At 70.6% G+C, this 15,129-nt stretch carries 13 protein-coding genes; 5 read left to right on the forward strand and 8 right to left on the reverse strand.

The genetic code is table 11. The features are described from left to right. Window positions 1–259: 259 nt before the first annotated feature. The 3 genes from ACIHFD_RS09855 to ACIHFD_RS09865 form a co-directional block, all read right to left on the reverse strand. Window positions 260–1,528: an MFS transporter gene (locus ACIHFD_RS09855; RefSeq protein WP_397366409.1), complete on the reverse strand. Its 1,269-nt coding sequence runs from the start codon at window positions 1,526–1,528 to the stop codon at window positions 260–262. Then, complete coding sequence (locus tag ACIHFD_RS09860) at window positions 1,525–2,100, reverse strand: hypothetical protein (protein WP_397366410.1); 576 nt, start codon at window positions 2,098–2,100, stop codon at window positions 1,525–1,527. The genes ACIHFD_RS09855 and ACIHFD_RS09860 overlap by 4 nt, the downstream gene beginning before the upstream one ends. Before the next feature lie 168 nt (window positions 2,101–2,268). Continuing rightward, a complete protein-coding gene (locus tag ACIHFD_RS09865) occupies window positions 2,269–3,000 on the reverse strand; it encodes an SDR family oxidoreductase (RefSeq protein WP_397366411.1) in 732 nt (243 codons plus the stop codon). Between ACIHFD_RS09865 and ACIHFD_RS09870 the strand changes: the two genes are divergently transcribed. Both ACIHFD_RS09870 and ACIHFD_RS09875 read left to right on the forward strand, forming a co-directional pair. Then, window positions 2,999–4,075 (forward strand): AraC family transcriptional regulator, encoded by a 1,077-nt coding sequence (locus ACIHFD_RS09870; protein ID WP_397366412.1) that lies wholly within the window; start codon window positions 2,999–3,001, stop codon window positions 4,073–4,075. The genes ACIHFD_RS09865 and ACIHFD_RS09870 overlap by 2 nt on opposite strands. Window positions 4,076–4,323: 248 nt before the next feature. Beyond that, window positions 4,324–4,884, forward strand: a complete 561-nt coding sequence (locus tag ACIHFD_RS09875) for a cysteine hydrolase (protein ID WP_397366414.1) — start codon at window positions 4,324–4,326, stop codon at window positions 4,882–4,884. 48 nt (window positions 4,885–4,932) lie between these two features. Here ACIHFD_RS09875 and ACIHFD_RS09880 read toward each other — a convergent pair whose 3' ends face one another. The 3 genes from ACIHFD_RS09880 to ACIHFD_RS09890 all read right to left on the reverse strand — a co-directional run bounded on the left by ACIHFD_RS09880 (window position 4,933) and on the right by ACIHFD_RS09890 (window position 7,761). Continuing rightward, window positions 4,933–5,349, reverse strand: coding sequence for an HIT family protein (locus ACIHFD_RS09880; protein WP_397366416.1), 417 nt, complete (start codon window positions 5,347–5,349; stop codon window positions 4,933–4,935). 270 nt (window positions 5,350–5,619) lie between these two features. Next, on the reverse strand, window positions 5,620–6,660 hold the full coding sequence (locus tag ACIHFD_RS09885; protein ID WP_397366417.1) for a hypothetical protein: 1,041 nt from the start codon (window positions 6,658–6,660) through the stop codon (window positions 5,620–5,622). Window positions 6,661–6,684: 24 nt separating this feature from the next. Next, on the reverse strand, window positions 6,685–7,761 hold the full coding sequence (locus tag ACIHFD_RS09890) for a YeiH family protein (protein ID WP_397366418.1): 1,077 nt from the start codon (window positions 7,759–7,761) through the stop codon (window positions 6,685–6,687). A gap of 70 nt (window positions 7,762–7,831) precedes the next feature. On the opposite strand from ACIHFD_RS09890, the gene ACIHFD_RS09895 reads away from it, so the two are divergent. The 3 genes from ACIHFD_RS09895 to ACIHFD_RS09905 all read left to right on the forward strand — a co-directional run bounded on the left by ACIHFD_RS09895 (window position 7,832) and on the right by ACIHFD_RS09905 (window position 10,488). Beyond that, window positions 7,832–8,728, forward strand: coding sequence for a LysR family transcriptional regulator (locus ACIHFD_RS09895; RefSeq protein ID WP_397366419.1), 897 nt, complete (start codon window positions 7,832–7,834; stop codon window positions 8,726–8,728). Window positions 8,729–8,773: 45 nt separating this feature from the next. After that, complete coding sequence (locus ACIHFD_RS09900; protein ID WP_397366420.1) at window positions 8,774–9,241, forward strand: hypothetical protein; 468 nt, start codon at window positions 8,774–8,776, stop codon at window positions 9,239–9,241. Between the two features lie 134 nt (window positions 9,242–9,375). Next, window positions 9,376–10,488: a hypothetical protein gene (locus ACIHFD_RS09905; RefSeq protein ID WP_397366421.1), complete on the forward strand. Its 1,113-nt coding sequence runs from the start codon at window positions 9,376–9,378 to the stop codon at window positions 10,486–10,488. Window positions 10,489–10,539: 51 nt separating this feature from the next. On the opposite strand, the gene ACIHFD_RS09910 is transcribed toward ACIHFD_RS09905, so the two are convergent. Further along, window positions 10,540–13,314 (reverse strand): DUF6493 family protein, encoded by a 2,775-nt coding sequence (locus ACIHFD_RS09910; RefSeq protein ID WP_397366422.1) that lies wholly within the window; start codon window positions 13,312–13,314, stop codon window positions 10,540–10,542. A gap of 293 nt (window positions 13,315–13,607) precedes the next feature. Then, the gene (locus ACIHFD_RS09915; RefSeq protein ID WP_397366423.1) at window positions 13,608–14,966 is read right to left on the reverse strand and encodes a hypothetical protein; all 1,359 of its coding nucleotides are present in this window, start codon (window positions 14,964–14,966) and stop codon (window positions 13,608–13,610) included. Between the last annotated feature and the right edge of the window lie 163 nt (window positions 14,967–15,129).

Raw genomic sequence — 15,129 nt, forward strand, 5'->3', positions numbered from 1 at the left:
GCTCAGTTGACTACGTCGACTGGCGAGCAATGCGGTGAATCTTTCCGGTCGCCGCACCAGCTGTCACTGCTCGGCGCGGCGATCCCAGGCCGACGCCCAGCCACCGCGCCGCGCGGCTGCGCAGGAGGTGGCAACGGCGAGATGCCCGGCTGGGCGGGTGAGGTTGTAGGAGGTGGCGGCCAGGGTCAGCCAGGCCGCGTTCGCGGTGAACTTCCCCGACGACAGGTGAGCTACGGCGGAGTCCTCGAGATGGTCTGTTTCAGGATGCCTTTCGGTCGGCGGGCTTCTCGATCTCGGTGGTCACCCGTGCCCTTCGGAAGAGCACCGGGAGCCACAGGAGACATGCCAGCAGGGGGACCGCGGCGTAGGTGGCCATGCCCATACTGGAGCCCAGCCCGTCCATGAGCGTGCCGAGGACGAGATAGCCGATGCCGATGAGCGCCGACTCCACGAATGCGATCATCGACAGCAGGCTCGCCCGGTGGCGCGACGGCACGGCCTCGTTGAACACGTTGTCCACGATCACGGCGGTGATCTCGGGAATCCCGACCAGGGCCAGGAACGCGGCGATGGTGACCCAGACAAGGCCGAGGCCGCTCAGGCCGAGTGCCGCGGCGAGCGTCAGGAGGGACACCGGGACTATGACCCGATACCCGATGCGCCGGTCCGCGCGGTCCGACAGCAGCGGAGTGAGCCCGCCGGCGAAGAATCCCGCCGATATGACCACGCTGACCAATGCGATGCCCGCTCCCTGATCGGAGAGGGTCTTCTGCGCAAAGATGATGTACGGCGTCAAAGTCGCATGCATCAATCCGGACACCACGACAAGCGTCACGAGCGCCGGCGTGGCGACCCGAAGCATCGCCCGCCATGCTGTGGCGTCGCCGTGCTCCTCGGCTCCGTCCTGCTCGTCCACCGCGTCCGCGCCGCGGATCTCGGGCACCCGTGACATCAGCACCACCACGGCCAGGGCGAGGCACGCCGCCGAACCGACGTAGACGACTCCCCAGGAGATCTGCTGCAGTTGGCCGCCGAGGACGATGGCGGCCCCCGAGGTGACCGTCCCGAGCATGGTGAACCGGGACTTGATCTTGACGTAGCTGGCCGTCGCACCACGACGCACGAGCAGGTCGTACAGCAGGGCGGTGTCCGAACCGGACACACATGCCATGCCCACGCCCTGCCCGATGCACAGCGCCAGGAACACCCAGTAGTTGGAGAACGCCACCTGGCCGAGCAGACATCCAGCTATCAGCAGCTGGCCGATCACGATGCTGGCACGCCTGCCGATTCGGTCGGCGATGACCCCCGTCGGCAACTCCGCAAGTCCGCTGACCAGGTAGAGCAGTGTCTGCAGCAGGGCCACTTGCTCGGCGGAGAAGCCTCGCTGCTGAAGGAAGAGGACGAATACGCCGCGCTGGAACAGCGTGTTGGCGAGCACGGCGTATACGTAGAACGGGCGCGTGACACTTCGTGCTGCATTGTCGACTGCAGCCGACCCGCCAAGGGCCTCCGTGGTGCCGGTCATGCTGCGGGCTCCCTGGTGACTCCGATGATCATTACTGTTGGGACTCCGCCGCCAACCGGCACCTCCAGTCCATACTTCGCGCAGGATATCGGGCCGGCCATCCGGGAACCGTTGCCAGCGCCGCGGCCGTCCTCGGTGGAGGTGTCAAATGCTGGGAACAGTAGCGTGCATCTTCTGGAAGCGGTTGCGTACATCTTGGAGCCAGCGTGCTCCACGGTCTTGCCCGGCTTGACCTCCTGCCCGCCGTACAGGAAGACCGGGCGATCAAGGCCGCGTTTCGCGATTTCCCCGAGGTCGGTGAAGAGATGGCCGTCCATGTTCAGACCCGCGTCGATCGGCTGATCGTCCAGCATGGCCTCAGCGGCGGTGAAGCCGCCAAGGGAGTGGCCGAACATGCCGACCTTGTCGAGATTCCATCCGCGCCTTCCCAGCTCGTCGAGGACGAACCGGGCATCGCCGAGGCGCGCTTCGGCCGCCTTGCCCAGCTGGTCCATGGGGATCTCAACGGGATTCTCGACCCATCCGCCCGGAAACTCCACGGCGGTCTCAAAGCCCTCGCTCTCAACTGCCACTGGAAGTGATCTTCAGTGGGAAAACCTCAGGGTGCCCTGGAGAGTGGTTCGCATTGCTCGGGTTCGCATCAACCCGGCCGGTGCTCTCGTGGTGCCACGAGCCGGCGTGTAGGTGCTCGGCACAGGTGCCTGAACGAGATTCTCATCGACGGGCTGAAGTCCTGAAGGTCACCAGCCCACGGGGCCGTTCACGTCGAAGAAGCTGCCGCTGGGACCGTCCGCCGGGAGCGTGGCGGCGCGCACGACGACCTTCGCGCCCTGTGATGGATGCAGCGTTCCGAGGTTGTTGTTCAGATCGGTGGCGTTGTACCCGGGGCACACTGAGTTGATCTTTATTGGCGTGTCGTTGAGTTCGATGGCGAGCCATCCGGTGAGCCCGTTGAGGAGGGTCTTCGACGTGGGGTAGGCGAAGGACGGGAACGCTCCCAGAGGGTTGCCTGGAGATACGAGCGTGGTGATCGACCCCACCGTGCTGCTCACGTTCACGATGCGCCCGGCCTGCGCCTTCTGCACGAGCGGCAAGAACGCCTGCGTGACCCGCAGCGCCCCGTAGAAGTTCACGTCGAACGTGTGCTGGATCGTTTCCAGCCGCACGGTACTGGGAAGGCCTTCGCCTTCCCCGATCGCAACCCCCGCGTTGTTGACCAGCACGTCCAGTGCGTCGGTCTCGTTGCCGACGTGCACCGCAGCAGCCCTGACGCTTTCTGCGTCGGTCACGTCGAGGCTGACGAAGCGAACGTCTCCGTCATTGGCAAGTTCCTTTGCCGCGGCTTCGCCACGCCCCTGGTGGCGGCATCCCAGCCAGACGGTGAAGCCCTGCTGCGCGAGTTGACGTGCGGTCTCAAATCCAATGCCCTTGTTCGCGCCGGTGACGAGCGCCGTTTGCTTCGTGATGTTCATGAACTCAATGCTGCAGCACCAGGGCGGTACGATCCATCATGTGAAGTCCCCGATACTTTACGCATCGTCCAGGAAGGGATCAGCGCTCGGCTCCAACGATCCGATCGCTGACGCCATCGGTCTTCTGCGGCCCCACATCGTGGTCGAAGCCGGCCTCCACGCTGCGGGGTCGTGGGCGGTGCGTTTCGATCCGTTCCCGCACGTGAAACTCGGCGTCGTCGTGCGGGGCGAATGCTGGCTGGCCCTCGAAGGGCACGAACCTGTGCTCCTCAGAGGGGGCGACTTCTTCCTCCTGGGCAACCCTCCGCCCTACGTGCTGGCCAGCGAGCTCACCGCGACACCGCGCGCCGCGAAGTCGCTGTGGGACAGCGCTACGAACGGCGCCGTGCGTATCGGACCCGAGGCCGAGGAAGACACATTCCTGTGCAGTGGGCACTTCTCGTTCGACGACACGAATGCCTCGATCCTGATCGATGTTCTACCGCCGCTCGTGCACGTCCATGCCACAGATCCGCGAGGCAAGCTGCTCGCGCACCTGAGCGAACTGCTGGTCACCGAGGTCGAGACCACCGCCGTCGGGGGCACTCTGGTCCTGGACCATCTCGCACAGATCCTGTTCGTCCATATGCTGCGCGCCCACGCCGACCAAGCCGGTCGGCCCACCGGCTGGCTGGGAGCGCTCAGCGACGACGGCATCGGTGCCGCACTTCGCGCCATGCACGCAGACGTGGCGCACCGTTGGACACTCAAAGAGCTCGCCGGTATCAGCTGCATGTCCCGCTCGGCGTTCGCCGCATCCTTCAAGAAGCAGGTCGGAACCGCACCACTGGAGTACTTGATCGAGTGGCGAATGAGCCTCGCCCGCGATGCCCTGCGTCGCGGCACTCGATCGATCTCCGAACTCGCATTCGCGACCGGCTATGAATCCGAGAGCGCGTTCAGCACCGCATTTCGCCGCGTGGTCGGCTCCTCACCCAAACGATTTCGCGATGCGGCACATCGCGCTGCTTCGTGGCAGGGCGATGGATCAGGCACCCGGCGGGTCGGCGCGGTCGGACAGGAGGAGGTCGAGTGAGCGGGCCTTCTGCAGCGTGTGGGGTGCGAAAACTCGGATGTGGCCTCGGGTCTGCGGTTATCCGCCCTATGCGGCCGGCTGTGGTGGACATGGAGATAGCCCGGCCTACGACCCAGGCCGCCTTACGCCGCGGCCGATGGCCCTTACGCGAATCTGTCCCACTATCGTCGTACTAGATCGACGACAACAGTGCCAAGGATACGACCGTGAGGATGGCCGATGGCGCGCCGTACAGACAAGGAAAGCGTATGACCAGCACCGCTCTCATCGTCGGCGACCTGCAGGCGGGCATCGTGGGCAACTACCCCTTCGCCGCCGGCGTGCTCCCCGTCGTGGAAAAGGTTCTCCCCGCGGCCAGAGCCGCCGGAATCCCCGTGATCTTCATCCGTTTCGGGCTCCGGGCCTCAGGCCTTGATGTGGCAGCGGGAAACCAGCTGATCAGCGGCCTGCACGGGGCGGGGACGCGGTTTCACGAAGATTCTCCCGAGACGCTCGTGCACCCACGCATCGAGCCGTTGCCGGGCGAGGCCGTCGTCCTCAAGCGCCGCGCCAGCGCGTTCGCGGCGACCGACCTCGATCGGCTCCTGCGGGCCCAGCACATCGACTCGATCGTGCTGACCGGTGTCGCGACCGGGGCGATGATCGCCGCTACCCTCTACGACGCCTCCGACCGCGATTACCACGTGACCGTGCTCAGCGACGCCTGCGCCGACGGGGAACCGGACGTGCACGATTTCCTGATCAACCGCGTCTTCCCGGCCAGGGGCGCCGACGTCCTCACAGGCCACGCGTGGACCGCCCGCCTATGACCAGCCGTCAGCATTGAAGGACTGGAAATTTATCCCAGGCGGGCCGGTTCAGAGATGAGGGCTCAGGCGCTTGGCGATCCCGTCAGTCTCATCGAGGTCCAGACGAGGCACCTCGCCTGACCGCGTGCCGCCGTCGGGAAGAGTGCCGGCGACATGGAAGTGAACATGAGGGACGGTCTGGTGCGCGGGCGCTCCGTTGTTCTGCCAGACGGCGATGCCCCCGGGGTCGTAGGCGGCTGTGATGGCCCGGGCCGCCCGCCGCACGGCGTTCATCAATTGCCGCTCCTCCGCCGGGACCACGTCCATGACCGTCGGGCGGTGGGCGACCGGGATCACCAGCACGTGCCCCTGCCCACGCTGCCAACGGGTGACCAGGATGGCGACCTGCTCCCCCTGTTCCAGGATGGTGACGGGGTGCAGCCCGGCGAGGTAGTCGCAGAAGGCGCACCGGTCCGCGGATGGCATGGATATCGGCATGTTCCGATCTTCCCGCATATCCCGTAGGTGGCGTCAAAATCGCTCGCGGCAGGCACGACACCAGCTGTGCCGCTGCACCGCGACCGCGTGTGCTCGGCATGCCGAGCACACCGGCGCAAACCGTACAGCTGCCACCAGAAGAACGGCTGATCCTGCGAGAACAGCCCATCGTTGCGGAACTCCACGTGCACGTGACGAGACCCGCTTGCTCGTGACCCGGCGGGCCAGGATCCGGGCCTCCTCGGCCCCTGGCGTCACCTATCTGAGGGCGAAGACCGCGGAGGTGGAGTCGCTCTCGCTCTGCCGTACGGCGCCCGCGGCCCAGACCTCCGTGGTGCCGGGGACGAGCGCCAGGTCCCACAGCTTGATCACCTTGCCGGCGACCTGAGGGGCGCTCACCGACCACTGACCCGCTGCCGAGCGGGACAGCACGCGGGAGCTCGTGTCATCCGGTGGATCCGCGATCACCCGGATGCCGCCCCGGCCGTCCGCGACCGCGTCACCGAGGCGCCACGCGGGTGTCACCGGAGCCGGGAGAGCGACGTCGACCGGTGACCAGGCGCGGCCGTCGAAATGCGCGGCGAACAGCTTCTCGTCGCGGTCGCCGAAGACCCAGACGTCATTCTTGGCCACCGCGAGAATGCCGGTCAGGCTGACGGTCTCCTTGTCGCGGCCGGTGGGAAAGGCGGCTTTCTTCCAGGCTTTGCCGTCGAAGTGGGCGACCCTGCAACAACCGATCGCCCAGACGTCCTTCTGCGACACGGCGCTGGTCCGGACGACGTCCCTCGGCGCTCGACGCTGCCAGGTGCGGCCGTTCCAGAACCAGGACGCCGAATGGCCGTCCGAGCCGAAGGCCCAGACGTGGTGGCGGCCGAGCACCAGGCCGCGGCTGAGGTTGGGGTGGGGTCCCATGGCGGATCTGCCCGCGTCCGTCCAGCGACGGCCGTCGTAGCGGAGGGCGGCGGACTCGCCGGTGTCGCTCGTGGTGAAGGCCCATACGTTGCCGGGCGAGGACGCGCCCGCCGAGCCGATGGCGCCGTAGTGGCGGCCGGGCAGCGCTGCGGCCCGCCAGGCTCGGCCGTCCCAGTGCTGCGCCACCGGACGGGCGGTCCCCGCGCATTCGTCGTCGATGGGCTCGCTCTGGCCGAAGACCCAGACGTCGCTGCGGCTCTGCGGAACGACCGCCGACATCGAGTCGCAGCCGCCGAAACTGTGCATCCGGATCACTTCCCAGACCGACTGGTTCACCGGGGGCGGGACCGCGACCAGACCGACCGTCAATAACATTCGTGTCAGCACAGCACCCATCATGCTGTCCGCGCGTCACCCGAGCAGCCAGACCCCCGCCAGCGAGATCGTTCCGATGAGCCCGGTGGCGATGCCGCCGAGCAGCATGACCCGGCCGCCCTTGAGCAGCTTCCGCAGGTCGATCCCCGTGCCGAGGGCGAACAGGGCGGCGGCCATCAGCGCGTTCGTGACCGCCGGGACGTTCCCGGTCACCACCGGGGGCAGCAGGCCCGTGCTCCGTACGGCCACCATCGCCAGGAACCCGGCCACGAACAGCGGCACGATCGGCGGCCTCCTCCCGGGAGCGGCGGCAGGCGGTGCCACCGGACGGGTGAGGGTGGCAGCGCGTCCAGCGGACCCGGCCAGCCCCGCCGGAGCAGGCACGGCCACCGTCGGCTGGCCGGGGGCGCTGCGCGGGCGGCGCAGGGACGTGGTGACCGCGACGATGGGGGCGAGCAGCACGACTCGGGCCAGCTTGACCGTCACCGCCGTCGCCAGCACGCCCGTGGCCGCGCCGATCGCCGCCACCTGGGCGACCTCGTGCACGGCCGCTCCCGCCCACACCCCGAGTTGCTCGTACGACAGCCCCAGCCAGGACGCCAGCAGCGGCAGCACCACGATGGCCGCGCTGCCGTAGAGGACCACCACGCTCAGCGCGCCCGCGGCGTCCTCGTCCGAGCTGTCGGCACTGTCGTGCATGGCCGCGATCGCCGCCGCCCCGCAGATCGACACGCCGGTGGCGACCAGCAGCGACGTACCGGGGGAAAGGCCGAGGCGGCGGCCGGCCAGTGGCGTGAGCACGAACGTGAGCCCCGTGGCGGCGGCCACGACCGCGAGCGCCTGCCACCCGAGCGCGAGCACCTGCGGCACCGCGATCTGCAGCCCGAGCAGCACGATCGCCGCGCGCAGCACCCGCCTGGAGACGAACATCAGCCCGGGACGCAGCGGCGCGCGGATCACCCCGGCGGTGGCCAGCGCCGCCCCCAGGACCACCGCGGCGGTGGCCGGGCTGAGCCCCGGCACGAACCGGTTGACGGCCAGGGCGGCCACCGTCGCCAGCGCGCACGCCACGATGCCCGGCAGGCAGGACGTCTTGGAGGGGGTGGGAAGCATGATCCCAGTCTTCGGGGCCTTCGACAGGCCCGGTAGCCGCGCATTGCCTGGGAGGTCATAGCCTGTGGCTATGACTGCGCTGCCCGATCTCGACTCCCTCAAGCTCCTCGTGGACGTGGGCGAGCTCGGCAGCCTCGGGCAGGCGGCCAAGCTGGCGGGCATCGCGCAGCCGTCGGCGAGCAAGCGCATCGCCCAGCTCGAACGGCGGCTCGGCCTGCCGCTGCTGGAGCGGACGCCGCGCGGCTCCACGCTCACCGCCGAGGGCAAGATGGTGGCGGGCTGGGCCGCGCAGGTGCTCGCGGCGGCGCAGGAGCTCATGCGGGCCGCCGAGGCCGTCCGGCACGGCGAGGCGGCGCACCTGCGGGTGGCCTCCAGCATGACGGTCGCCGAATACCTGGTGCCGCGCTGGCTCGGGGAGTTCCAGAGCCGGGAGGCCGGGGTCCAGATCGGCCTGGACGTGCTGAACTCCGCCGACGTGGCGGCGCTGGTGCTGTCGGGGGCCGGGGGCGTGGAGCTGGGGTTCGTGGAGGGGCCGACCGTGCCGGACGGGCTGGCCAGCCGGGTGGTGGGCACCGACAGGCTGGTCGTCGTGGTCGCGCCGGGCCACCCGTGGGCGCGCCGCCGCACGGTGCTCAGAGGCGCCGAGCTGGCCGCTACCCCGCTGGTCGTACGCGAGCGCGGCTCGGGTACCCGCGAGACCCTGGACGTCGCCTTCACCGGGCTCCACCAGGCCAGCCCGCGCCTGGAGCTCGGGTCGAACTCGGCCGTCAAGGGCGCCGCCCAGGCGGGCGCGGCCCCGGCGGTGCTCAGCGGGTACGCGGTCGAGGCCGAGCTGGCCACCGGCCGCCTCGTCGAGGTGCCGCTGGCGGGCCTCAACCTGGTCAGGAACCTGCGCGCGGTCTGGCGCCGGGGCCGCTCCCTCACGGGCCCCGCCGCGAGCCTCCTGACCATCGCCAGCCGCCCCTGACGGGGTCTGCGCGCTTACCGAACAAACAAGGGAGAATCCTCAGCGATGAACATTACTCCCGCCCAGTTGCGCGACCTGGCCGGCCGCGCCGACGCACTCCAGGCCGAGGCCCGTGCCCTGTACGCCGGTCTGCCCGCCGATTCACCCGAACGCGCCCATCTCCAGGCGGCGCACCACGCCGCCGAATGGCTGAAGCGAGCGGGCGAGGACCTGCTGCGCGCGGCCGGAGACCTGGCCCAGTATCGGGCCCTGGCCGAGTCGACGTGCGCCTTCCCGTGGGGCGTCTGTCCCGAGCACGGCAACACGGTCTCCTCCATGGCCAACGTGTCCACCTGCCGGGTGTGCCGCCGTACGTGGGACTACAACCGGCGCGGCCAGAAGTGCGGCGAGCCGGTGACGTGGAAGGTGACCGACCCGGTGGGGACGGAGTCGCTGATGTGCGACGGACATGTCCTCGGCGCCCGCGCGGCCATGCAAGGCGCCACCTTCATGCGACTCGACGCAGGGACGTAACCAGGAAATTACCCCCTCATCTCGCCACAAAAGCGCTGATCAGCGACCTGCAACAGCCGTAAACAGCCCCCAGATCAGCGATGCATCCTGCATCCTGGGCATGCATTCGCGTTTTCCCCCTTCAAGGAGCTGCCGTGACCCGGTATGCCGTCGATCACGCCCGAAACGCGCTCGTCGCCCACTGGAGCACCGGCATCGGGGACGTCGCGGTCACCGTGGCCACTCTTCCCCCGGCCCGCGCCTCGGACGCCCTGCGTCTGGCCGCCCGCCTGACCGAGCTGTCGCAGGCCTGCTGGCGCTGCTACACCCACCCGGCGAGCATCTCCGACCAGCATGGACCGGGCAGCATCGGCTGGCACCGGCAGCGCGAACGCGACGCCTTCACCGGCGTCGTCCCGATCCTGACCGCCTCCACGCACGTCCCCGTACCCGCCAAGATCGGGGAGATCGCCCAGCGCACCGGCCGCGCGCTGCGCGCCCTCGACAGCCCGGAGCTCACCGTTCGGGTCGTCGCCGACGTCGCCGCCGAGTTGTCGGCCGTCGAACAGGCCGAACGCGGCGACCTGTCCGGACGCGCCCAGCAGGCCGTCACCCTCAGCCGCGAGGACGCCTCACCCCTGCAGGTGGCCCAGGCGGACGCCTTCCTCAACCGCCGGCCCTTCGGCTGCGAGGAGCTGATCACGCAGATCGACCCCGCCGCGGCCGCCATCGCCGCCGCGCACTGGCTGCACGCGGCGGCCGCCGCGACGGGCCGCCGCGTCCGGCAGCATCCGGTGCAGGTCGTGGCCGAGGGCGACCACCTCAGGCCCCTCGCCGTCGAAAGCCTCGTCGAGATTGTGAGCGCCATCAGCTTCGGCGCCACACCGCGCCAGACGGTCATGCCGCTCATCCGCCACACCCTGCACGTCGCCGAGGGCCACCTCTGCGGCGTGACCGACGCCAAGCGGCGCATCGCCGCCGCCGAACGCCTCGTGGCCAGGACCCGGATCGACCACCCCCACTCCGGCTCCGACTCCGTCTGCCTGCCCATCGCCTCGCTCGACCCCGCCCGGCCGGCCCTCGACCTGCTCGACAACCTCATGGCCGGCATCCACGGCTGCTGGCTGCACTACGCCGGCCATGCGCGCACGCAGGACGCCTCCTCCTGGCACGATCCGGACGACGACCGGCGGCAGGAACGCCATACCGAGCTGTTCCTCACCGAGGTCCGGCAAGAAGCGGCCACCCGCCACCAACACCTGCTCTGACGCGCCTGCGCCCTCAGCGAGGCGCGGCCGGCCCATCGAGTCGTGGGGCCTTCACGCCCGGCCGAGGTGCTCGTCCAACCGGCGGGCCGCGCGGATGAGCCCGCTCGACCCGTCACGCGCGGCGATGCCGGCGACCTCGGGGATCGTGCCGCGCGCCCCGGCCCAGCCGGCCACTTCGGCGGCGAACTCCAGCGCCCGGGTGTGGGCGGCGTTGGCCCGCTCCCCGGGCCGCGGCAGGAAGACGGGCAGCAGGCCGCTCATGATCTGCCAGACCTCCCGGTGCGCGCCCTGCCGCGCGCACTCGTCGAGCGCCTGCAGCACCGGGCCGAGCTTGACGTCGAGCAGGCGCAGGCAGTGCCCCAGCTGCCGTCCGCACTCCGCGGCGGGCAGGGCCTCGGTGGCGGCCGCCCGCAGCAGCAGCTCCCGGCAGTGCTCGGCGTTCCAGCCGCGCTCGCCCAGCATGATGCCCACAAGCAGCGCCATCCCTTCGCCCGCGGGCCCGTCCTGGTGGCAGAGCCGGGTCGTGTGCGGGCGCAGGTGGCCTGGCCCCTCCCAGCCGTCGTACAGGTGCGGGATGAGGTGCATGGCCACGACCTCCCGGTCCGAGGGCAGCACGAGCCACCACGACGACTCGTAGGAGCCGTGGTGGCTCGGCCGGTGGAGGGGCGGGTCACAGAACAGCGCGTCCACGAACGCCACCCCCGTCGGCTCCCGCCGGATGCGCGGGCGCGGACGGCCGCCGGGCGCGGTGGGCCATTCGACGCTCGTCACGGGTTCCGGCCGTGCCTTGAGCCAGCGCACCAGCGTGGCACCCGCCTCGGAGGTCAGCCGGCCGGCGCGGGCCACCACGCCGGAGTCCACCTCGCGCGGCAGTCTCAGCAGCGCCTGCCCCAGGTCGGCGGGCAGGGGCCGGACGCCGTTCCGCTCGTAGCCCTCCAGCCTGGCGACGAGCTCGGCAGGGTCGATGTGGCCGGAGGTGAGGGTAGGCGTGGCCAGCAGGTACGGCGGCAGCGTCCCCTTCTTCAGCGCAGCGTGGATCTCGGCGCAGCGCTGCAGCATGGCCCAGTGAGGCGGTGAGACCAGCGCCGAACTGGGCAGCCGCCCCACGGAGGCGATCGGCAGCAGGCCGGGCGGCTTCTCCTCCCGCCTCTTCTTCCGCACCGGAGCGAAAAAGACCCGCTCCCCTTCCTGCGGCTCCTCCGTGTCGAGCCGTTCCGCGCCGCCGAGGACCAGCCCCAGCTCAGCCAGGCTCGCCGCGAGGCCACGGTGCACGCCGGGGGTCAGGATCCCGGGGCGCACCCGGCTCTCAAATGCCCGGCGCTCGGGTTCGCAAGGACCCGGCGGCTCCTGGCCAGGACCGGCGGCCTCGCGCAGCAGCGCCTCCGTCCACTGCTCGACGTAGCGCCACTCACCCGTCCCGTACAGATCCGTCGTGTGCGCCGGAGGCCGCCTGGCGCCGGGGTGGCGGACGAAGCCGTCGAGCCAGCGTTCGAAGGCGAACTCGTGGTGCAACTCGCGGAAGGTGCCGGCCAGGTTGTCCATCGCCGGGCGGACCGGACGACGGCGGGGCGCCTCGAACGCCGGCAGCGTTCCCGGCTCGAAGGCGTCGGCCGGCGCGGCGTCGGGCTCGACCTGGCCGTAGGCCGGGGTCAGGCGGGCCACCAGGTCGGGAGGCAGGACGGCCGCCGCCTCGCGCACCGTCTCCGCACCCACGGGCGAGAACCGCCGCGCGTGCTTGACCGCCCAGCGCACCGAACGCTCCCTGACCTCGTACGACTCACACAGGAACGCCGAGGCGAGCGCGGGCGCCAGGTGGTCGAGGTCGTCGCCGGCGTCGCGGGCGGCCTGGTCGAGCAGGGTCAGGCCGGCACGTACGAGCTTGCTCTCGGATCGGAACAGCAACGCCGCCACCGCGTCGTTGACCTCCTCACCGCTCAACGCGACACCGGGGCCACGCAGCATCCGCAGGGCCAGCTCGGCCACCGGGCCGGGGGCGGCGGGCAGCAGCCGTAGGTAGTCACCGATGCGTTCCCTGCTGGGAGCCGGGTCGAGCAGGTCGTGCAGGCGTACGAAGAAGCGCAGGTCGGTGGCGCTGCCGCCACGCAGGAACCGGCGGATGCACCCCTCTACCAGCACCTCGCGCTCCACCGGCGCCGCCTCGGTGAGGGCGCGCAGCCAGGACCGGCCGGAAGGCGCGTCGATCCGGTCGTCGCGCAGCGCCCGGCCCACGCCTTCTGCCTCGAACAGCCGCGGGACCAGGTGCCGGGCCAGCGGGTCGCGGGCCAGGTCGGGCTCCGTGGACACCCAGGCGACGACGAGCGGCTCGTGGTCGGGCGGCTCGGCGCCGGTGCGGCGCAGCAGCTCCAGCGCCAGCGCGACGGTGCCGTTCTCGAGCTGGAGCCGCGTGGCGCGCAGGCGTCCGGTCAGGTGCGCGGCGAGATCGGCCTGCCACTGCGCCGGCCGCGCGGCGATGACCCTCAGCAGCGGCTCGAGCGGCATTTCCTGGCCCCACTCGGAGAAGTCCCGCCGCAGGAGCCAGTCGGCGACCGCGGCCGCCCCGCCCAGCGTGCCGGCGCCCGCGACGCGGAGGGGCCCGATCCAGTTGTTCCGCGTCCTCCAGTCGACGTGGCGCTCGTGGCGGTAGTGGTGCCTCTGCCGCGCCGCGTCGAAACGCGCGTGAGCGGCCTGCCGCGCCTCGCGGATGTACGGGCGCATCCGGCGGGCGACCTCGCGGCGCTCATCCGCACCGAGCCGCAGCACCTCATCGGCCACCACAGACGCGTCAGCGGTGCCGACGGCCCGCTGAATGTCCTCCCACCCGCTCACGCTCGTGCCTCTCCGTCGTCGAGGCGGTGCGCGGAGATCTTCTCGTGGGGTGGGCAGGCGCGGCTGTGCGCCTGCACGGCAGTCGTCATGAGGCGAACACTAGAGATCACCACCGACAAACGCGTGGACGCCATCTTCTGGGTCCTTGGCAGCTCACCGGCACGCACCAGCTCGGCCGCCTCGGGGCCGTCAGGGTAGCGGGCGACCGGGGGCGCCCAGGAGGAAGCCGGGCACGAGCGCGTACGGGCGCGGGCCGAGGATGCGCTTCCCCGGCCCGCCCTACCGGCCCCCTCCTATGACGTCATCCGGGTGAACTGGCTGATCGCCCCACGCGCGTGAACACCCAAGCTGTAGACGACCTGCGAACTGGCGGGAGCGAGCACCGGGCCGGCGTGGTTCATCACCCCTGTCAGCCCGATCGGGCGGCACCATTGCGGCAGGCCCTCCCCGATGCACCCGGCGTACGTCAAGTCCCCTTGGGGGGAACGGCGCAGGTGGGTGACTGCTCCCCACGCGAAGGCCTGGCCTTGGACGCTCCCGTAGACGCTCGTGCCGTCGGCGCTGACCGCCACGTCGACGTACTGGCCCTGGGGACCGGCGGCACGGCACCCTGCGCCGTAACCGATGCAGCCCCAATAGGCGATATCGCCGGTGGTGGTGTCGCGGTGCAGATGAGTGACGCCACTCGGTCCCGACACATAGAGGCTGTCGCCGGCCTGGGTGATCGCGCCCTGGGTGATGCCGAGCAGGCCGTCGGTGACGGGGATCGCGCAGCCGCCGACCCCGGACTCACCCACACAGCCCGCCTCCGTGAGCGAGCCCGTGGTGAGGTCGCGCCGGAAGTGCGTCACCGAGCCGGGCCGCTGGGCCACGACGTAGAGGCTGCGCCCGTCGGCGCTGACGACGACGTCGCCCGAGGAGGTCATGACGCCGGTACGGCCGATCGAGGTGCAGCCCGGCGTCGCCTCGCCGATGCAGCCGCTGTAAGCGAGGCGACCGGTGACACCGTCGCGCCGCAGGTGGTAAACCGCGCCTTTGCCGCCACCTGCCGCGTACAGGTACAGGTCGCGGCCGTCCGCGGTCGCCGTCAGCGCGTTCTGCGACGTCGCCCAGGGAGCGAGCCCGGGCAGGGCCGCCACGCTGCCGCACGACGGGTCCCAAACGCAGAAATCCGTCACGAGGTCGCCGTTGGCCGCCGTGCTGAAGCCGACCACGGCGGCGGGAGTGGCCACGTACGCGTGGACGCCCGCGGTCACCACGGAGCCGGCGGCGTACAGGCGGCCCGGGGTCTCCACGTTGTCCACCTTCGTCGGGCGGCACCCCGCAAGCCCACCCATGCAGCCGGTGAGGGACAGCGTGTCGTTCGCGGCCCGGCGGAACGTGGAAATCGCCGGCTGCGCCGTGCCCGACCCGCCATCGCCGCCGGCCACGACGTAGACGGTGCCTCCGTTGCCCGACAGCGTCGCCGCCGACGCCCAGTCCAGCGGATTGACCGGGCCGATGTCCACGGCACCGGGCACGTTCTGGGCGATCGTCCGGACGAAGACGAGGTCGCCCACCGCTGCCTGCGCGCTGGTGGGCAACCCCACGATCAATGCCAGTGCCGCGGCGATCCCCGCGGCACACCTTCTTGTACGGCCAAGTGCCTGCACGTTGCGCTCCTTTCGTCAGATCGACGATCGGAGATGGCCTGGCTGTTGGGAACGCGCTCCGAATTATCCGTACAAGACCGTACAGGAGCCGGCCGTTTTCGCCGCCCGCCACAAAGACCGGCACGAGACCGCCACACGCATCTGGCCACCTTTTCCCGACGGA

Source organism: Nonomuraea sp. NPDC051941, assembly GCF_044593615.1.